General features: G+C 66.2%; 21 protein-coding genes. All 21 read left to right on the forward strand.

All coding sequences use genetic code 11. The features are described from left to right. The first annotated feature begins 2 nt into the window (after nucleotides 1–2). Nucleotides 3–545, forward strand: a complete 543-nt coding sequence (locus CDN99_RS12555) for a lytic transglycosylase domain-containing protein (protein ID WP_088385180.1) — start codon at nucleotides 3–5, stop codon at nucleotides 543–545. Further along, nucleotides 542–1273: an OmpA family protein gene (locus tag CDN99_RS12560; protein ID WP_088385181.1), complete on the forward strand. Its 732-nt coding sequence runs from the start codon at nucleotides 542–544 to the stop codon at nucleotides 1271–1273. Before CDN99_RS12555 ends, CDN99_RS12560 begins: the two co-directional genes overlap by 4 nt. Beyond that, complete coding sequence (locus CDN99_RS12565; protein WP_088385182.1) at nucleotides 1273–1587, forward strand: hypothetical protein; 315 nt, start codon at nucleotides 1273–1275, stop codon at nucleotides 1585–1587. The genes CDN99_RS12560 and CDN99_RS12565 overlap by 1 nt, the downstream gene beginning before the upstream one ends. A 24-nt stretch (nucleotides 1588–1611) precedes the next feature. Further along, on the forward strand, nucleotides 1612–1956 hold the full coding sequence (locus tag CDN99_RS12570) for a hypothetical protein (protein ID WP_193531709.1): 345 nt from the start codon (nucleotides 1612–1614) through the stop codon (nucleotides 1954–1956). Between the two features lie 45 nt (nucleotides 1957–2001). Then, on the forward strand, nucleotides 2002–2301 hold the full coding sequence (gene traL, locus CDN99_RS12575; RefSeq protein ID WP_088385184.1) for a type IV conjugative transfer system protein TraL: 300 nt from the start codon (nucleotides 2002–2004) through the stop codon (nucleotides 2299–2301). Between the two features lie 15 nt (nucleotides 2302–2316). Beyond that, nucleotides 2317–2931 carry a type IV conjugative transfer system protein TraE gene (gene traE / locus CDN99_RS12580; RefSeq protein WP_088385241.1) on the forward strand — a complete coding sequence of 205 codons (615 nt, stop codon included), beginning with the start codon at nucleotides 2317–2319 and terminating at the stop codon, nucleotides 2929–2931. After that, nucleotides 2873–3694 carry a type-F conjugative transfer system secretin TraK gene (locus CDN99_RS12585; RefSeq protein WP_088385185.1) on the forward strand — a complete coding sequence of 274 codons (822 nt, stop codon included), beginning with the start codon at nucleotides 2873–2875 and terminating at the stop codon, nucleotides 3692–3694. Before traE ends, CDN99_RS12585 begins: the two co-directional genes overlap by 59 nt. A 3-nt stretch (nucleotides 3695–3697) precedes the next feature. Beyond that, nucleotides 3698–5056 (forward strand): TraB/TrbI/VirB10 family type IV secretion system protein, encoded by a 1359-nt coding sequence (locus tag CDN99_RS12590; RefSeq protein WP_088385186.1) that lies wholly within the window; start codon nucleotides 3698–3700, stop codon nucleotides 5054–5056. After that, nucleotides 5043–5870, forward strand: a complete 828-nt coding sequence (locus tag CDN99_RS12595) for a DsbC family protein (protein WP_088385187.1) — start codon at nucleotides 5043–5045, stop codon at nucleotides 5868–5870. The genes CDN99_RS12590 and CDN99_RS12595 overlap by 14 nt, the downstream gene beginning before the upstream one ends. Next, nucleotides 5867–6493: a TraV family lipoprotein gene (locus tag CDN99_RS12600; RefSeq protein ID WP_088385188.1), complete on the forward strand. Its 627-nt coding sequence runs from the start codon at nucleotides 5867–5869 to the stop codon at nucleotides 6491–6493. The genes CDN99_RS12595 and CDN99_RS12600 overlap by 4 nt, the downstream gene beginning before the upstream one ends. A gap of 25 nt (nucleotides 6494–6518) precedes the next feature. Beyond that, nucleotides 6519–9125 carry a type IV secretion system protein TraC gene (gene traC, locus CDN99_RS12605; protein WP_088385189.1) on the forward strand — a complete coding sequence of 869 codons (2607 nt, stop codon included), beginning with the start codon at nucleotides 6519–6521 and terminating at the stop codon, nucleotides 9123–9125. After that, on the forward strand, nucleotides 9122–9478 hold the full coding sequence (locus CDN99_RS12610; protein ID WP_088385190.1) for a hypothetical protein: 357 nt from the start codon (nucleotides 9122–9124) through the stop codon (nucleotides 9476–9478). The genes traC and CDN99_RS12610 overlap by 4 nt, the downstream gene beginning before the upstream one ends. Beyond that, nucleotides 9475–10059 carry a conjugative transfer signal peptidase TraF gene (traF, locus tag CDN99_RS12615; protein WP_088385191.1) on the forward strand — a complete coding sequence of 195 codons (585 nt, stop codon included), beginning with the start codon at nucleotides 9475–9477 and terminating at the stop codon, nucleotides 10057–10059. The genes CDN99_RS12610 and traF (CDN99_RS12615) overlap by 4 nt, the downstream gene beginning before the upstream one ends. A gap of 78 nt (nucleotides 10060–10137) precedes the next feature. Then, nucleotides 10138–10401 carry a hypothetical protein gene (locus CDN99_RS12620; RefSeq protein WP_238139495.1) on the forward strand — a complete coding sequence of 88 codons (264 nt, stop codon included), beginning with the start codon at nucleotides 10138–10140 and terminating at the stop codon, nucleotides 10399–10401. 1 nt (nucleotide 10402) lies between these two features. Further along, complete coding sequence (traW, locus tag CDN99_RS12625; protein WP_088385193.1) at nucleotides 10403–11032, forward strand: type-F conjugative transfer system protein TraW; 630 nt, start codon at nucleotides 10403–10405, stop codon at nucleotides 11030–11032. Continuing rightward, nucleotides 11029–12045, forward strand: coding sequence for a TraU family protein (locus CDN99_RS12630; RefSeq protein ID WP_088385194.1), 1017 nt, complete (start codon nucleotides 11029–11031; stop codon nucleotides 12043–12045). Before traW ends, CDN99_RS12630 begins: the two co-directional genes overlap by 4 nt. After that, nucleotides 12032–12805, forward strand: coding sequence for a type-F conjugative transfer system pilin assembly protein TrbC (gene trbC / locus CDN99_RS12635; RefSeq protein ID WP_202820256.1), 774 nt, complete (start codon nucleotides 12032–12034; stop codon nucleotides 12803–12805). The genes CDN99_RS12630 and trbC overlap by 14 nt, the downstream gene beginning before the upstream one ends. Continuing rightward, nucleotides 12802–15222: a type-F conjugative transfer system mating-pair stabilization protein TraN gene (gene traN / locus CDN99_RS12640; protein WP_088385195.1), complete on the forward strand. Its 2421-nt coding sequence runs from the start codon at nucleotides 12802–12804 to the stop codon at nucleotides 15220–15222. The genes trbC and traN overlap by 4 nt, the downstream gene beginning before the upstream one ends. Then, nucleotides 15219–15590: a hypothetical protein gene (locus CDN99_RS12645; protein WP_238139496.1), complete on the forward strand. Its 372-nt coding sequence runs from the start codon at nucleotides 15219–15221 to the stop codon at nucleotides 15588–15590. Before traN ends, CDN99_RS12645 begins: the two co-directional genes overlap by 4 nt. A gap of 12 nt (nucleotides 15591–15602) precedes the next feature. Further along, nucleotides 15603–16448, forward strand: coding sequence for a conjugal transfer protein TraF (gene traF, locus CDN99_RS12650; protein ID WP_088385197.1), 846 nt, complete (start codon nucleotides 15603–15605; stop codon nucleotides 16446–16448). Nucleotides 16449–16457: 9 nt separating this feature from the next. After that, on the forward strand, nucleotides 16458–16868 hold the full coding sequence (locus CDN99_RS12655) for a conjugal transfer protein TraH (protein WP_238139497.1): 411 nt from the start codon (nucleotides 16458–16460) through the stop codon (nucleotides 16866–16868). Nucleotides 16869–16943: the final 75 nt, after the last annotated feature.

Raw genomic sequence — 16943 nt, forward strand, 5'->3', positions numbered from 1 at the left:
TCATGAGCTTCAAGCGCACATACCTCATCGCGCTGCTCGCCATCGCAGCGACGACGGCACCCGCCAGCAGCTACGCCTGCTGGGAAGAGGCCGAGAGGCTCTATGGGGTCTCAGCGAGCCTGCTCTATGCCGTCGCACGCGCCGAGTCCGACCTCAACCCTGCAGCCGTCAACAACTCGCATCGCGAGCGGACGGGCACCTACGACATCGGCCTCATGCAGATCAACAGCAGCCACTTGCAGCAACTGGCGGCGGTCGGCATTCGCGAGCAGGACCTCTACGACAGCTGCACGAACATCAAGGTCGGGGCCTGGCTTCTCGCGCATGCCTTTGCGACGCATGGCGTTTCATGGAACGCCGTCGGCTCCTACAACGCGGCGTGCAGCCAGCTCAAAGGCCAGGCTTGCACCGAGGCTCGGTCGCGCTACGCCTGGCGCGTCTATCGCCGCCTGCCTCCGGCCGCGGGCGCCCAGGCCAAGCAACAGATGGAATCCACGGCGCAGCAGCAGCCGATCTACATCCTGTCCGCGAGGGTCGCTCCATGACCCCGCGCAATCACCGGTTCACCGAGATGGCCGCATCGATTGGCTTCGCGGCGAGTCTCCTGCTGACGTGCTCCTCGTGTGCCCACCTGCGTGGCGAGCCGCAGGCACCAGCGGAACACGACAACGCTTCAGCGCCAAGCCAGCAGCGCATAGCGCAGTTCTCCTTCGGCCGGGACGCAAGCTTCGGCGTCTGCATCGAGCCGGCATGCCCTCGCGCCACTCCGAAGACGCTGGCCGGCGCGGCGCCGGCGGCCATTCCGGCGGCCGCACCCGCGCAAATCCTGCCGGCCCCCACCGCGCGACCGGTCAGCATGATCGAGCAGCCGCCTCCCATCGCGCCGATGAAAAAGACCGTCAAGACGCCGCAGCCACAGGAGCCCGAACAGATCCGCCAGTTGGTGGTCGGTTTCGGGTTTGGCAGCGCCGAGCTCAGCGCTGCCGCCCGCGCCACGCTCGATTCCTCGGTCCAGGACGCGCGGCGTGCGGATCGGATCGTCATCTCGGGCCGAACAGACGTGGTGGGCGACGTGAAGGTGAACCAGGCCCTGGCGACGTCCCGTGCGCTGGCCGTCCGGGACCATCTGCGCACGGTCGCCCCAGATCTCGCAGCGACGATCTCTATCGATGCGCAGGGGCGTTGCTGCTTCGTGGCATCGAACGCCGATGAGACCGGCCGCGCGCGCAACCGGCGCGTGGAGGTCGTGTTCCTGGCCGCAGGAGGTGCCTGATGAATCAGCCGATTCTCAGACCCGCGGCCCAGATTCCTGAGGACCGCGACGCCGACTCACCGCAAGGCGGCTCGTCGACGCGCTCCTCTGCATACCCGCAGCCGAAGCGGAAGGTCAGACCCGGATGGAAGGCAACGATCGTCCGGGCCGACTCCTTCGCCAAGTTACGGGCCATCCAGAAATCCACGAGCGATCCCGCGATCGACTTGAGCTATCTGACGGACGCGTGCCTGCAGATCGCTCTTGAGCTTGGTGCGGAGGCGATCGTGAAGCGCGCATTGGATGCCCTGCGTCCCGTGCGACCCACTTCCTGATCTTCACGTTCCATGGAGCAAGCAATGAACGCTGTCCTTTCGCATGTCCGCGCGCCTTCGCGCAAGGTCCTGGCCGTTTCGGGGCTGTTCGCCCTGGCTTTCCTGGCCCTGCTGGCCACCACGCCCAGCCACGCGCTGGACCTGGTGGCCTTCACCGGCATCACCGGCCCGCTGGTGTCCGCTCTCACCCAGCTCGCCGGCCTCGCGCCGGGCGTCAAGGCGCTGGTGGGTTTCGTCGGGTTCGTCGTGGCCTTCATCAGCCTCGCCGCCCTGCGCAACTTCGGCCCGGTGCTGTTCTACCTGGGCATGGCCATCTTCGGCGCCGTGGGTCTGACCATCGCCGGCGCCATCCTGGGTGCAGTGGCCTGAGCCGGTCGCAAGACCTGCACACACAGGCAAGAGAAGGGGAACGCGATGCAGTCCGACACCTACATCCCGCGCCGGTTGGATGACCAATGGAAGATCGGCTTCTGGGACGCCGACGTCGCGTTCCCCTTCGTTTTCTCGCTGTTCGTCGGCTACCTGACGAGCACCAAGCTGGGCTTCGCGATCTGCGCGGCCGCCGGCATGTATCTCAGCCGGTGGGTGTCGCGCACGAAGGCGGACAAGCACCCGGCCTTTGCCATGCACTGGGCCCACTGGGCCCTGCCAGCAAACCCCATCACGGCCTTGCGCGCTACGCCGCCATCCCACCTGCGCCGCATGGTCGGCTGAGCACGGACCAACACCATGGAATTCGACCGCCACCAGAATGACCTGCGCGTGCAGCGCAAGGCCAACCGCACGCTCGGCGCCATCGTCGCGCTGCTGGCCACCTGCCAGTTGATCTCGCTCGGCGTCATCGCGAGCGTCGTGGGCAGCGAGCGCACGGTCATCGTGCCGCCGTCCATCGATCGCACGTTCTGGGTCACGCGCGACCAAGCGAGTCGCGAGTACCTGGAAGAGATGGCGGGCTTCGTCGCGTGGCTGATGCTCGACGTGTCGCCGTCGACCATCGACTGGAAGCGCAACGTGCTGCTGAACTGGGTCGCGCCCGACCAGCACGCAGCCCTCAAGACAAAGATGGACCTGGAGGCCGACCGCCTGCGCAGCAACAACGCAGCGACCTCCTTCCTCATCCAGCAGTTCACGGCGGACGAGAAGGAGCAGTCCGTGCTCATCACGGGTCGCCTGCGACGCCAGATCAACGGCGCCGACGTCGGCGAGCCCGAGACGCGCGCCTACCTCGCCCAGTTCAAGTACACGGGCGGCCGTGTGCACCTCCAGACCTTCAAGGAGATCCAGAATGCGCAGAACGGTCAAGTTCGCGTCAGCGCTGCTGATCCCGCTGCTGTGGCTCGCTGAAGGCCCCGCAGCGCATGCGCTGCAGGTGGTCGAGGGCAGCGACGGCGTCACCATCGACGCGGTGATCTCGCTCAAGGAGCCGACGCGCATTCGCATCGACGGCGCCTCGATCACCAACGTCTTCGGCAACATCTACTCGAGCAACTGCGGCGCGGCGGTGACCGCGCCACCGGGCCAGCCCGGCGCGACCGGTGTGTCGCCACTGGCGCCCGCGGTGAATCCTGCCGGTGAGATCGTGCTGGAGTGCGACACCGACAAGGGCGAAATCTATGTGCGCCCGGTCGGCGGTGCGGGCAAGCCCGTGAACCTCTTCGTGTCGAGCCAGCACGCGACCTACACGCTGCTGCTGCGCCGCTCCGACACGCCGGCCGACACCATCGTCATCCGCGACAAGACGCCGCGCGTGGCCAAGGCCGACCAGGCCGGTGGCCCGACGGCTCGGCAACCCCAGCATGTCCGAGCGCTGAAGGCAATGCTCGTCGCCATGGCGTCGGATCGCGTGCCGGCGGACGTCCGGGTCGAAGAAGTCAACCGCCCGCTGCAGCTGTGGACCGAGGCGCGCTTCTCGCTGACCCGCCTGTACGAGGGTCGCGGCCTGATCGGCGAGCGCTATTCGATCACGAACGCCAGCAACCAGACCATGGTGCTTGCCGAGCAGGAGTTCGACCGGGAAACCGGCAACGTGCTCGCGGTCTCCATCGAGAACCACAACCTGCGGCCCGGCGAGAGCACCACGGTCTACGTCATTCGGCAGGGAGCCTGAGCCATGTCGACATCCCTCAAGGACAAGTTCGCCGGCCTCGTCGAGCGCATGTCGCCGCGCACGCGCCAATGGGCAACCGTCGGCGGCATCTCCGCCGCCGCCATGGGCATCCTCTGGGCGGTGTTCGCGATGGGCTCCGGCGACTCGTCGCAGCGCGCCGCGGCGGCGTCGAAGGCCGACCTCAAGCCCACCAACGTGGACCTGATGGCGCCGGGCGCGCAGGTGCGAGAAGTCGAGACCTGGGTGGGCAAGGCCGGTCGCGACCTCGAGCAGTACAAGAGCGATCGCGAAGAGCAGCGCCGCATCAACCGGGACCGACAAGAAGGCCAGGAGGCGCTGATACGCCGCTTCGCCGAGTTGGAGACCCGCCTGAAGGCGGCGCCTCCGCCACAACCCGCGGCCTCGGCACCGGTGGTTCCGGCGCAGCCGACGCCGCCCGCGCCCGCGACCTACCCACCGGATGCGGCACTCGCACGCAACGGCCTGCCCCCGCCGCCGCCGCCGGCGCGCGGCCGCAATGTGGGCCTCCCCGACGGCGCGCCCTCCTTCGAAGCTGCGCCAACGCCGCCGCAGCCTGCACTGGTCCGCGTCACTCTCTCGCAGCCGCAGAAGGCTGCCGACAGCACGACCGAAGGCGGCAAGGCAGGTCAACAGACCATCGACACGTTCCTTCCGGTGAGCTTCACGCGGGGCACGCTGATCGGCGGCCTGGACGCCCCGACCGGCGGACAGGCTCAGAGCAATCCCCACCCCGTGCTGATCCGCCTCTCGGACAACTCGGTCCTGCCCAACCGCTTCCGCGCCGAATACCGCGAATGCTTCGTGGTGGCCGCGGGCTACGGCGACATCAGCTCGGAGCGTGCCTACCTGCGCACCGAGTCACTGTCCTGCGTGCGTCCCGACGGCGTGGCCTTGGAAGTGAAGATCCAGGGCAGCGTCTACGGCGAGGACGGCAAGGTCGGCATGCGCGGTCGCCTGGTGACCAAGCAGGGCCAGATGCTCGCGAACGCGCTCATGGCCGGCGTCATCAGCGGGATTGGCCAGGGCATCTCCACGGCCAACACGACGTACAGCACTTCGGCCCTCGGGTCGGTAGCCACAACCAATGGCTCCGACGCGTTGAAAGCCGGTCTCGGCAGCGGCGTCGGGAAGGCGCTGGACCGCCTCGCGCAGTACTACATCAAGCTCGCCGAACAGACTTTTCCGATCATCGAGATCGACTCGGGCCGCGAGATCGACGTCGTGCTCACCAAAGGCGTGCGCATCGACGGCGGCGAGTCCGTCCGGGCTTCGCCGACTTCCCTCCCCCGCAACGCCGATCCCTCCGATCGCCACCTGAAAGTCGCCAATGAAGAAGACTGAGCATCCCTTCGTGCAAGGTGTTCTTGGGGCTGTGCTGGTCCTGAGCACTGCGCTGGTTGCTGCCGCGACGCCACAGGAAGCGAAGCTGCTGGCCGGCCTCAAGAAGACCCACCCCGGCACCCAGTTCACATCCGTGAGCGCCAGCGCCATCCCCGACCTCTACGAAGTCTGGATGGGGCCCAACGTGGCGTATGTGTCAGCGAAGAATCCTCGCTTCTTCGTCTTCGGTCGTGTCATCGACACCAAGACGATGACCGACATCACGGGACCCAAGCTGGCGCGGGCCGAGCAGGCACGCGGCGCTGCTGAGCCGCCCCAAGCGGAAGACAAGCCCGTCGCGGTAGACAAGCTCCCCGCGACCGATGCGATCAAGACCGTGCACGGCACCGGCGCCCGCACCCTCTACGTGTTCAGCGACCCGGCGTGCCAGTACTGCCGCCGGCTCGAACCTGAGCTGGCCAACCTGCGGGACGTGACGGTCTACACCTTCGTCGTTCCCTTCCTGGGCCGCAACCTTCCACAGGCCGTGCTGTGCGCAACCGATCCCGCAAAGGCCTGGCGCGCGCTCATGGTCAACGGCGACAGCTCCGGCCTGGCCTCGCAGGCGGAATGCCCCTCCGCCCTGGACCGCAATCTGCAGCTCGCGCGGCAACTCGGCGTGTCTGGCACGCCCACGCTGTTCTATGCCGACGGCACAAGGACCGCAGGCTACGCCCCGGTCGCAGAGGTCGAACGACGCATCGCTGCAGCTGGAGATGCCTCGGGCCGCCAGGCCAGCGCGCGACCCACCACCCCACAGGAGAAGTCGCCATGATTCGTCGCCAATCCTTCGCGCACGTCACGCTCGCCGTGGCAGTGGCTTGCTGCCTGTCAGCCTGCTCCAGTCTGAGTGGGTTGGACGGCACCTCGAGCTATGGCTGCAAGGCGCCCGAGGGCGTCAAGTGCCTTTCCGTCTCGGGGACGTACTACAACGCGCTGCAGAACAACCTGCCTGCGCAGCGCCAGGGCCTGTCGGGCTCTTCAGCTCCGGCCCCGTCCGCACCTGCGCCGGCGCCGGCCCGCTTTCATGCCACGTCCGTGTCGACCGCCGGTGCCCCCGCGCCGGTAGGCGAGGCCTACGTGGCAGCGCCTCTACGCAGCTCGCCCAAGGTGCTGCGCCTGTGGATCAAACCCTGGGAAGACGCCGACCGAGATCTGAACGGCGAGAGCCTCGTCTACGTCCAGGTGGACAACGGCCGCTGGATGGTGGACCACGTCCAGCGCCTGGCGCGCGAGCAGTACGCGCCCGTGCGCCCGATGAAGCTTCCGACCTCCGCGGCGCAAGCGGCCAGCGAGTCCGGCAAGCCAGGCGCCGCGCAGGCAAACGACGACGGGAACTCGCTGGCCGGCGCACTGCGCGCCCTGCAGAGCCGCGCTCCCGCCGCGGCCGACAACTGAGCCTCGCCGGCCAAGGATCACGACCATGCTCAACGTACTGCGCACTGGCCTGTTCGGCAGCGATGGTGCCGGCGACATCGGCGCGGGCCTCTTCGGATTCGGCGCCGCGGACGACTCGCCCGCCGACCAGTTCGCCAGCTGGCTGCCGTATGCCTCCTACCTCGATGAAGAGCAACTGTTCGTCAACCGAGACGGCATCGGCTTCATGCTCGAGATCATGCCGCAGAGCGGCGCAGACGACCGCATGGTCGAGGTCCTGATCTCGCTCTATGCCAATTGCCCCCCCAACGCTGGGGTGCAGTTCCACCTTTTCGCGTCGCCGCACATCCGTTCCCAGTTGCGGCAGTACGCCAATCTGCGCTCCGAAGACGGTGACCAGGTCCACAAGGCGCAGACCTGGGGACGTCCGGCGCGAAACGACAACCTGTTCCGCAAGCTGGCGCGCCGGCGCTTCGAGCACCTGACCGGCGGCGCGCAACGCTCGCTCACGCAGGGCTTCCACTACACGATCCGTGACTTCCGCCTGATGATGAGCGTGTCCGTGCAAGGGGATGCGTCCAACCTCGCTCGGCGCGAGGAGATCGTCTCGCTGCGCGACGGCATGGCAACCACGCTGCGGTCCGCGTCGCTGCCCAACCGTGTATGCGACGCGGCGGACCTCATCAACTGGTGCTCGCTGTTCGTCAACCCCGACCGCATCACCAGCACACACGGCCCGGACCTGCACTACGACGACGGCCGCGAGATCCGCGACCAGATGGTCGACCACGACACCATCCAGGATGCCAAGGCCAATGGCCTTCACCTGTGGAAGGAAGGCGGCGGCCCGGGCATGGACGTGCGCTTCTACTCCATCAAGTCCTTCCCCGAGCGCTTCGGACTGTGGCAGATGGGCGCGCTAATCGGCGACCTGATGCAGCCGGCCCTCCAGTACAACGCGCCATTCCTGCTGACGATGGGTGTCCATGTGCTGGACCCGAACGCCACGCGCACGACGGTGATCGCCAACCATGTCCGTGCCACGCAGAACGCCGACAGCAAGATGGCGCGGGTGATGCCGGACGTGAGCAAGAAGGCGCGCGACTGGACGGCAGCTGCCGACGTCATCGACGCTGGCGGCGCCATCGTCAGCCTCTACCACCAGCTCGCCGTCTTCAGCCCGCCCGAGCGCGCTGTGCAGACGCAGGAGACGGCCAAGGCCATCTGGCGGGCACGCGGCTTCGAGCTGAACGCCGATGTCTACATGCACCGCCAGGCGCTCATCGCCAGCCTGCCCATGACGCTGTCGCCGCGCTTCCATGGCGACCTTCGCAAGATGCGTCGCGTCACACGCAAGACGATGGGCAACGCGATCCACCTCGCGCCGCTGGTCGCGGAATGGCGCGGCACGCGAACGCCGACCCTGCTCTTCGGCGGCCGCCGCGGACAGCTCATGACGCTGGATGTCTACGACAACGACCTCGGCAACTACAACTTCGCCATCATCGGTGCGCCAGGCTCCGGCAAGTCCGTGCTCATGAACGAGATGGCGTGGTCCTATCGATCCATCGGAGCGCGCGTCTGGATGATGGACCTGGGTCGTTCTTTCGAGAAGCTCTGCAAGAAGGCCGGCGGTACCTACATCGAGTTCCGCAGCGACGCCCGCATCAACCTGAATCCCTTCAGCGTGGTCTCCGAAGAGCGGACGGCGGCAGATGGGTCCATCGAGGGCGGCATCAACGAAGACATCGACATGCTCAAGCCGGCCCTGGCCAAGATGTGCTCGATGGGCAGCACGCTCGAGGAGGTCCAGATCAAGGCGCTCGGCGCCATGACGTTGAAGCTGTACAAGCAGTACGGCCGCGAGTTGACGATCACAGGACTGCGCGACGCGTTCATCACCGGCAGCATCCCCGAGCTCGGACTCAAGGGTGATCAGCGCATCAAGGATCTGGCCGTGATGCTGAACCCCTACACGAAGGACGGCGAGTACGCCCGTTTCTTCGAGGGGCGCAACAACGTCGACTTCTCGAACGACTTCATGGTCATCGAGAACGAGGAGCTCAAGCGCAAGCCCGAGCTGCATGCCGTCGTCAACATCCTTCTCATGTACCAGATCACCGGGCAGATGTACCTGACCCGTGATCGCAAGAAGCTGCTCTTCATCGACGAGCTGAAGCAGCAGCTCGGCGAGATCGGATCCGATGATCCGGTGAAGGCCGCTGTCGTCGAGGAGGCCGCGCGCCGCGCGCGGAAGTACGGTGGCGCGCTCGGCACGGCGACGCAAAGTGCTGACGACTACTACGGCTCTGCCCAGATGGAAGCGGCATTGAACTGCTCCGACTGGACGTTCCTGCTGCGGCAAAAGGCGGAATCCATCGAACTTCTCGGCCGCAACGGCCGCATCTCGATGGACGAGCCGAAGAAGCGGCTCCTCCAGTCGCTGCGCACCGAGCCGGGCGTGTTCTCCGAGTGCTATATCTCCTCGCCCGTCGGTGAAGGCGTCGCCCGGAACATCCTCGATCCGTTCAGCCACCTGCTGTTCAGCAACAAGATCGACGACAACGCGCCTCTCGACGAGTTGCGCCGCGCCGGCCTGTCGATTGACGACGCGATCAGCGAACTGCTGCGCCGCAGGGGGTACCAGGCATGAAACAGATTGCCCTGTCCGCGGCCATCTCGCTGCTGCTCACCTCCGGGGGCCTGCTCGCCTACGACCGGCTCGTCGCCCGGCCGGCGCAACGCATTGGGGTCGTCGACGTCTCCGAGGTCTATCGCCAGAAGGAAACCGAGTTCGCCGCGCTGATCACGGCGGGGCGTAACGAGGATGACCGGCAGCGCGCGATGGACCTGGCTGCGAGCTTCGCACGCCGGCTGCCACAGGCGCTGGAAGAACTGCCGCGCGAGTGCAGCTGCCTGGTCGTAATGAAGAGCGCCCTGGCCGGACCGACGCTGCACACCATCGACCTGACACCACGGCTCAAGGCCAAGCTGGAGCAAACATGAGCACATCGTCGAATGCCGCGGCGCCCCGCGTCGGCCTGCTTGCTTGGTGGTCACGCGGCGCGCGGCTGCTCGGGTACGAGATGCGCCGGCGCTGGTACCTGTTCGCCGTCCTCGCGCTGATCTGGCTGCTGGCGGCGATGCGCCTGTTTGTCCACCACTCGCCAATGCTGCCGGTGATGGTGAACTGGACGCCGAGCATTCCGCACCATCTTGTCTACGTGGACTACAGCGGATTGCCGCTGGCCCGCGGCGACCTGGTGGTCTACGCATTCGAGGGCGAGGCGGCACGCCGGGACTTCCCTGGCTTGAAGGACCAGCCCTTCTTCAAGCGCATCGCTGGCGTCCCAGGCGACACGGTCACGGTGGTCGGCCGCGAGGTCTTCGTCAATGGCGTCGGCGTCGGTACCGCGAAGACCCACACCTTCGACCGCCGGCCGCTGGAGCCCATCGCCGCCACGGTCATCCCGCCGGGGTTCCTCTATGTACAGGGCACCAGCCCGGACAGCTTCGACTCACGTTATCGATCCAGCGGACTGGTCGCCATGCGCGATGTGACCGCCCGGGTCAAGCCGCTTCTGTAGGAGATCGCCATGCGCCATTTACTACTGCCGGCCCTGCTTTTTGGCCTCTGCTCGCTCGCCGCCGGCCAGAGCGACGAGATGCAGATCCGCGACGACGTGCCGATCGAGACCTACCTGGCACTGCTGGCCCAGGTCGCGCCGCCAGCGCGCGATGGTGCCGAAGCCTACATGGCCGCCTTCAAGGCGCGATGTGGACGGGCAATGACCACGATCGAGTTGCGCAAAGCCTTCGCCGAAGGCAGTGGCAACCCGACTTTGATGGCGATGATTCGCGCAGCGCATCAGAAGGACACCGCTGCGATGCAGCGACTGTCCGCCTCGATCACCTGCCCGCGAGGATGAAGTGTCTCCGCTCGCGCGCATCATTCTCGTCGGCGCCATCCTCGGTGCCAGCGCGGCAGCGCGCGCCGAGAGCCTGGGAACCATCGGGCCGACCTATCCGATCGCCGAACAGCATCTGCTCGACCACATCATGGCCAAGCTGCGCGAGAAGGAGCGCAGCGGTGAGCTGAAGCAACTGCAGGAACAGGCCCAGGCTCGCGCGACGCAGTCCGTGCGCTCGCCGAAGCCGGTGCCGGGTCTGCGCCGCGCAGATACGGCGCGGACCTACTACTTCGACCCAAGCTTCACGCTCGACCGCAACGTCGTGGACGAGAACGGCCAGGTGCTGTTCCCTGCCGGGTTGAGGAAGAACCCGCTCGACGTCGTCTCACTGTCAAAGCACCTGCTGTTCTTCGACGCCCGAGACCCGCGGCAGGTGCAACGCGCGAGGGAGCTGATCGACACCTATCAGGGCCGCGTGAAGCCCATCCTCGTTGGCGGCAGCTACCTGGACTTGATGAAGGCCTGGAACCGCCAGGTCTTCTACGACCAGGAAGGCGCGTTGGTCAGGAAGCTGGGCATCACCGCGGTGCCTGCGATCGTTTCCCAGGAAGGCAATCGCCTTCGCATCGACGAGGTGGTGGTGAAGTGAAGCGACTCCTGCGCACGCTGCTCGCGGCAGCACTCTTCCTTGGCACGCTGGTGGCGGGGGGCGCCCCCATCGCGACCTGCACGGGCAAGTTCCCGAATCCGGTCACCGACATCTGCTGGTCGTGCATCCTGCCGATCACCATCGGCCGCGCCACGGTCGGCAACTTCGGTGGCCAGGAGGACAACGACAGCAATCCGAGCAGTCCGGTGTGCAGTTGCGGCGTGAACCCCGTGGTCGGGCTCACCATCGGGTTCTGGGAGCCTGCTCGCCATGTCGAGGCCGTGCGCAAGCCCTTCTGTCTGCCCTCGCTGGGCGGCCTCAACCTGGATCCTGGCATCGCGGCGCCGGAGGGCGCGCGCTTCACGCGGCCGGAGGGGGACGGGGACGGCGGCTCGTTCTATCAGGCCCACTTCTACGTCAATCCCGTCCTCTACTGGATGGAGGTCGTGACGGACTTCCCCTGCCTCGAACGCGGGAGCTTCGATCTTGCGTATCTCACGGAGGTCGACCCACTCTGGAACGACGACGAACTCACGGTCATTCTCAACCCGGACGCCGTGCTGTTCGCCAACCCGGTGGCCATTGCGGCCTGTGCCGCGGACTGTGTAGCCGCCACGCTGGGCTTCGGGCTGAACTCGCTGTTCTGGTGTGCGGGCTGCCAGGGCGGCATCTATCCGCTGGACGGCCAGGTGCAGTACCACCTGGGCGGCGTGCGCACCGCTGCACTTCTGGCGCAGCGTCTCACCGCCAAGATGCATCGGGAGCTGATCGCCTGGGGCTGGCATGGCCAGAAGGGGCTCTGTGGACCCTACCTCGAACCGATCATGGACAAGTCGGCCTACAAGACGCAGCTGACCTATCCCATCCCGACCACCGACAAGCTGGACGGCAAGTGCTGCCAGCCCTTCGGACGCACGACGGTTCTGTGGGGAGCCGGCAAGGAGTATCCCGTTCGAGGCGAAGACTTCGCCTTCATGCTGTTCAGGAAGAGGAACTGCTGTGTCGGCTACTGACCACCCTTCTCGGCTGGCCGGCCTTGGCCTGGCCACCCTCCTCGCGTTCACCTGCCCGTCGACCGGCTCGCAGACGGCACCTGCCGCGCCGGTCGTAACCGAGGCCGACGTGGCGAAGGCGGCCAAGCAGCAGCCAGTGATCACCGAGAAGGACATGGAGGCGGCGGCGCGCAAACATCGCATGCCCGCCGACGCCGAGCTGGCGCGGGTACCGATCCAGGGCACGCTGCGAATCGACGCCTTGCCGCAGCCTGCCACCCGTCGTCCGGTCGACCTCGGCGCGATCGCGAAGGGGTACGAGGCCATGACTTCGCCCGGAAGCACCGGCGCACTGGCGAGCGGACCGGCGCTGCTCGTGTTCGTGAGCTTCTCCATGCCCGAGCCTGCATTGTCCCGGCTGGTCGACCAGGCGGCTCGTGCCGGAGCCACGATGGTGCTGCGCGGCTTCGTCGGCGGCTCACTGCAGCAGACCGTCCAGCGCACACAGCAGTTGATCGGGCAACGGCAAGTCGGTTTCCAGATCGACCCGCAGGCCTTCGATCGTTTCTCCGTGACGGCGACGCCGACTTTTGTGCTTCTGCGCGCTGGCGCCGTGCCGGCGCCCTGCGCCGCCGGCACATGTTTCCCGGCCTCTGGCTACGTCTCGACGGTGGGTGACGTCAGCGTGGACTACGCGCTCGAGTTCATCAAGCGCGGCGCACCCGGCTTCAAACAGGAGGCCGACAGCTTCCTGCTCAAGATGAAAGGGGGCCGGCGATGAACACGAAACGCCTGGTCGTCTGGCTGAACATCTACGCCTTCCTGTTCACACGCATCGACGTCTACGCGCAGAGCGCACATGACCAGGGAACCGCGGCTGGGACCGCGGCTAATACGGTGATCCGCGGCATGGTGAACACACCGTCGGCGACCGCCGTCGTTCCCGGCTACACGACGACACCGCCGGAAGCAGCGCTGGCCGGCAAGGCCAGCCTGGGCGCTGACGTCAATGCCAAGCTCGCCGCTTGCGCGACCACTCCGGCCGACCCCAACTGCCAAGCGCTGCGCAACGCCGTGCTATCGGCCAACACCCCGCGACCCGTGGTGAGCCCTGGCGACCCGGCGGTAGTGGCGGCGCGCAATATCGCCCGCAACCCGTCCACCGACCTGGGGAGCCTCGCGGCGTACTACAGCGGCTGCACCACCTCCGAGGTCACAACACCGGCACGCAACGAGACGCGCACCTGCGCGCGCTATGTCGGTGTCGGCAGCTACAGCTGCTCGAACTCGCTTTCCGTCGCCGTGTCGCGCTCCACGAATTGCACGCCCGGCGACTGGTTCGCACATGCCGGCAGCGGCTCCACCGGCCTCGACGTTCAATGCCTCCCTGATCGGCCGGTCAATCAACAACATTTCCGGGTGACGTCGAGCGGGAGCCCGCTCGCGTTCTTCGACGTCGACATGGCGACGTCGGTCGTGTTCCCGCAGATCGTCGCGGTCCTGGGCACCAGCTACTCCTGGGTGGATGGCAGCGAGATCCAATCGGGTGTCTGGGTCGCTGACAAGTCGTGCTCGGGCTCAACGTGCAGCCTGACGGCGATGCTGGCCGACTCGCAGCGCGACATCTGCACCGGTGGCAGCGAGTCCATGACCTGCACCACCGAAAAGCCGTTCCTCGAGGTGTTGTCGGCGTGCCCGGCAGGAACGCTCAGCGGCGACAACCTGCAGATCAATCCCTGCTGGAGCGGCGGCGAGTCCGGTTGCCCGCCCCCCGTGTTCCTCGACAAGAAGACCTGCTACCAGCCGGGCAGTCCCTCTGACATCTACGCCCAGGACATGAGCTTCGTGTTCCCGGACATCTACTGGCGCGCCCAATCCGCGCGCTCGGTGATCGGCTGGACACCCAATCCGGCCTACGGCCCGATTCCGCAGATGAGCCTGACCTATACCCGGCCGGCGACCTCCGCCACCGGTGCCGACACCTGGAGCAGCCAATGCCCCACGCTGTCAGGGCCCGGACGCTGCATGCCCGCCTCCGCGCCTCAATGTGTTGACGGTCCGTCCACCAAGATCATCGACGGCGTCGCGGTGACCCGCGACTGCTGGGAATACCGCACCACGATGTCTTGCTCTGACACCGTGACGAGCGACCAGTGCGCACCTCTCGCCGCCACCGGCTGCACGCCGCTGTCGTCCACATGCGCCCAGACCAATGCCGTGTCAGGCGCTTGCGAGGTCTACCAGGACCAGTACAGCTGCCCGATGCCCGCAGAGACGGTCACAACGGCGTCGAGCTGCCCCACAAACGTCTTCTGCCTCGGATCGAACTGCTTCAACATCGGCTACGCCAACGACCCAGACTTCGGCAAGAGCATGTCGATGCTCGAGGCCGCGCGCGAGGCAGGCGTCTACCTGGACACGGACCGCATGCAGGTCTTCAAGGGTGAAGACAACCGCTGCAGAGATCGGCTGCTGAAGAACTGCTGCTACTCCGACGGTGCGGGCGCCGGCATGACTAATCAGAGCGTCTTCGGCTCAGGCACGCGGCTGGTCTACGACATCCTGATGAACTCGGAGAACCGAGAGTTCGTCATGGCCGGCATGAGCGCACTGATCACCGGCGCCGGATTCAGTGGCTCGTTCACCTCCTATGGCGTCACGATCGCCCTGAACGGAACGGCACTCCCCGCCGGCTCCACGGTGCTCTATTCGTCCTCTGCAGTCGCCGGCGAAGGCGTGGTCATTGCCTTCGATCCGTGGTCCCTCGTGATCGCCATCGTCATCTACGTGATCATGTCCATGATGTCGTGCAACGAAACCGAGGGTCGGTTGGCACTGCAGGAAGGCGCAAGGCTGTGCCACAGCGTCGGCACCTATTGCTCCTCGTGCATCCGCATCCTCGGGCACTGCGTCTCCTGCATCGAGCACACGACGTCCAAGTGCTGCTTCAACTCGATGCTCGCCCGCATCGTCAACGAGCAGGGCCGGGCCCAGATCGGCAAGGGCTGGGGCGGCTCAAACTCCCCCGACTGCAGCGGCTTCACTGTCTCGCAACTGCAATCTCTCAACTTCGCGGCGATGGACTTCACGGAGTTCTACGCGTCCCTGGTGCCCAAGGCCCTCGATGTCACGGCAGTCCAGGGGAGCAACGCCGGCCGCGTGAACAACTGCTACTTCGGCCAAGGGAGGTGCAATTGAAAGCACTCTTCGTCTGGGCGACCGCCCTCCTTCCCGCGCTGGCCGCCGCACAAGATGCGCCACGCATGCCCGTCACTGATGTTCGCGTGCTGCTGATCGCGGCGATCGACTCGCCGACCGGCGAGGCACGCGGGGTGTTCACGGGTGACATGGCCAAGATGATCACCGATCGCTTCAAGGCATCTGGTCCGATCCTCATCGACGTGACTACGCAGAAGCGCTTCTCGCAGGCTGGCTGCAGCCGCCTGAACGTGCACTTCAGCCAAGACGGTGTGGTCCTGCCCGGCAACCCTTCACCGCAGGCCAAGTCGATCGACATCGGCCTGAACTACTGCCGCGACGGGCTGCCGCCCAAGTCGACATCCTGAGGAGGCGCAACCATGCGAGCTGTTCTTGTCTCCGTCCTCACGGCGCTGGCTGCGCTCTCCGCGCTGGCCCAGTCGGGCGAACCGCAACCCCCAGCGCCGCGCCCGCTCTTCTGGGACGACTTCCGTCGCGGCTGGCATTTCTATGAAGAGCCCGAGCCCGAGGCGCCGCCCGCCAAGGCCGCGCCGCGCGCTACAGAAAGGCCCGAGCCGAAGGACCGGCGCGCCCCAGAGCTCATCGAGTTCGAGCAATTGCAGAAGCGCCTGGAGGCCTACCGCAACATCGCGATCATCCGGCCGAGCGAAGACAACGTCCGCCGCTACATGGAGCTGGAGGCCAAGGTCGTACGCCAGGCGTCCTACTTCGCTGATGTCGCGCAGCGCGTCGCATGGGCAACACCCAATCTCGACATGACGCTGGAAGGCCGCCCCGTCAATGGCCGTGCGATCGAGGTCTTCGACCGAGAGCAGACACAAGGACGCAACCAATCCGTTGCAGCCCTAGCCGCAACCCACGTCCTGTTCTTCTTCTTCAGATCAGACTGCCCCTACTGCCACGCCTTCGCGCCCACGCTCGAGGCCTTTCAGGCGCGCCACGGCATCCAGATCGTGCCCATCAGCGTGGATGGTGGCGGCTTGCCCAACTTCCCGCAGTACCGCCGCGACAACGGCATCTCAAAGACGCTGCAGGTCACGCAGGTGCCCGCCGTGTTCCTGGCCGAACCCTTCTCCGGAAAGATCACCCCGATCGGCTTTGGCGTGCTCTCGGAAGCCCAGCTTCTGGAGCGCATCGCCACGGTGACTGCACCTGGCGCTGACGCTCTCGTTCCATCGGCAACCCGTCGAGTCTCTCTGCAATAGGAGATCAACATGGACTTCAAAACGCTTGCGAGGAAGGCCGTCGTCGTGGCCGTGAGTTGGTCACTGGTTCTGGCCTTGCCAATTTCCTATGCCGGTGACCTCAATTCGGAGGTCACAAACATGTTCAACAACCTTGGTGCTGTCGGCAACTACACGTCACCTGGCGCGTTCAAGGGGCAGACGTTCAACACATACACCGGCGGGAATCTCTACCTTCGATCGCCCAACAAGACGTACCAGCTCGCTGCCATCCAGTTCCCGAATGCAAAGGGTGGTTGCGGTGGGATCGACCTATTCGGTGGCTCCTTCTCGCACATCTCGGCGGCTGAATTCAAGAACATGCTAAAGAACATTACCGCGGCACTGCCAGGCATCGCGTTCCAACTTGTGAATCGCCCCGGATTTCCTAGACACCCGTGAGCCGTTGGGAATGGCGTCGTTCGAACTCGACCGGCGAAGTGTCGCCTGCGGTGCCGTGGCGCCGCTTGGGGTTGT

The organism is Roseateles aquatilis (assembly GCF_002205645.1).
In the GTDB taxonomy this organism is placed as follows: domain Bacteria; phylum Pseudomonadota; class Gammaproteobacteria; order Burkholderiales; family Burkholderiaceae_C; genus Roseateles; species Roseateles aquatilis.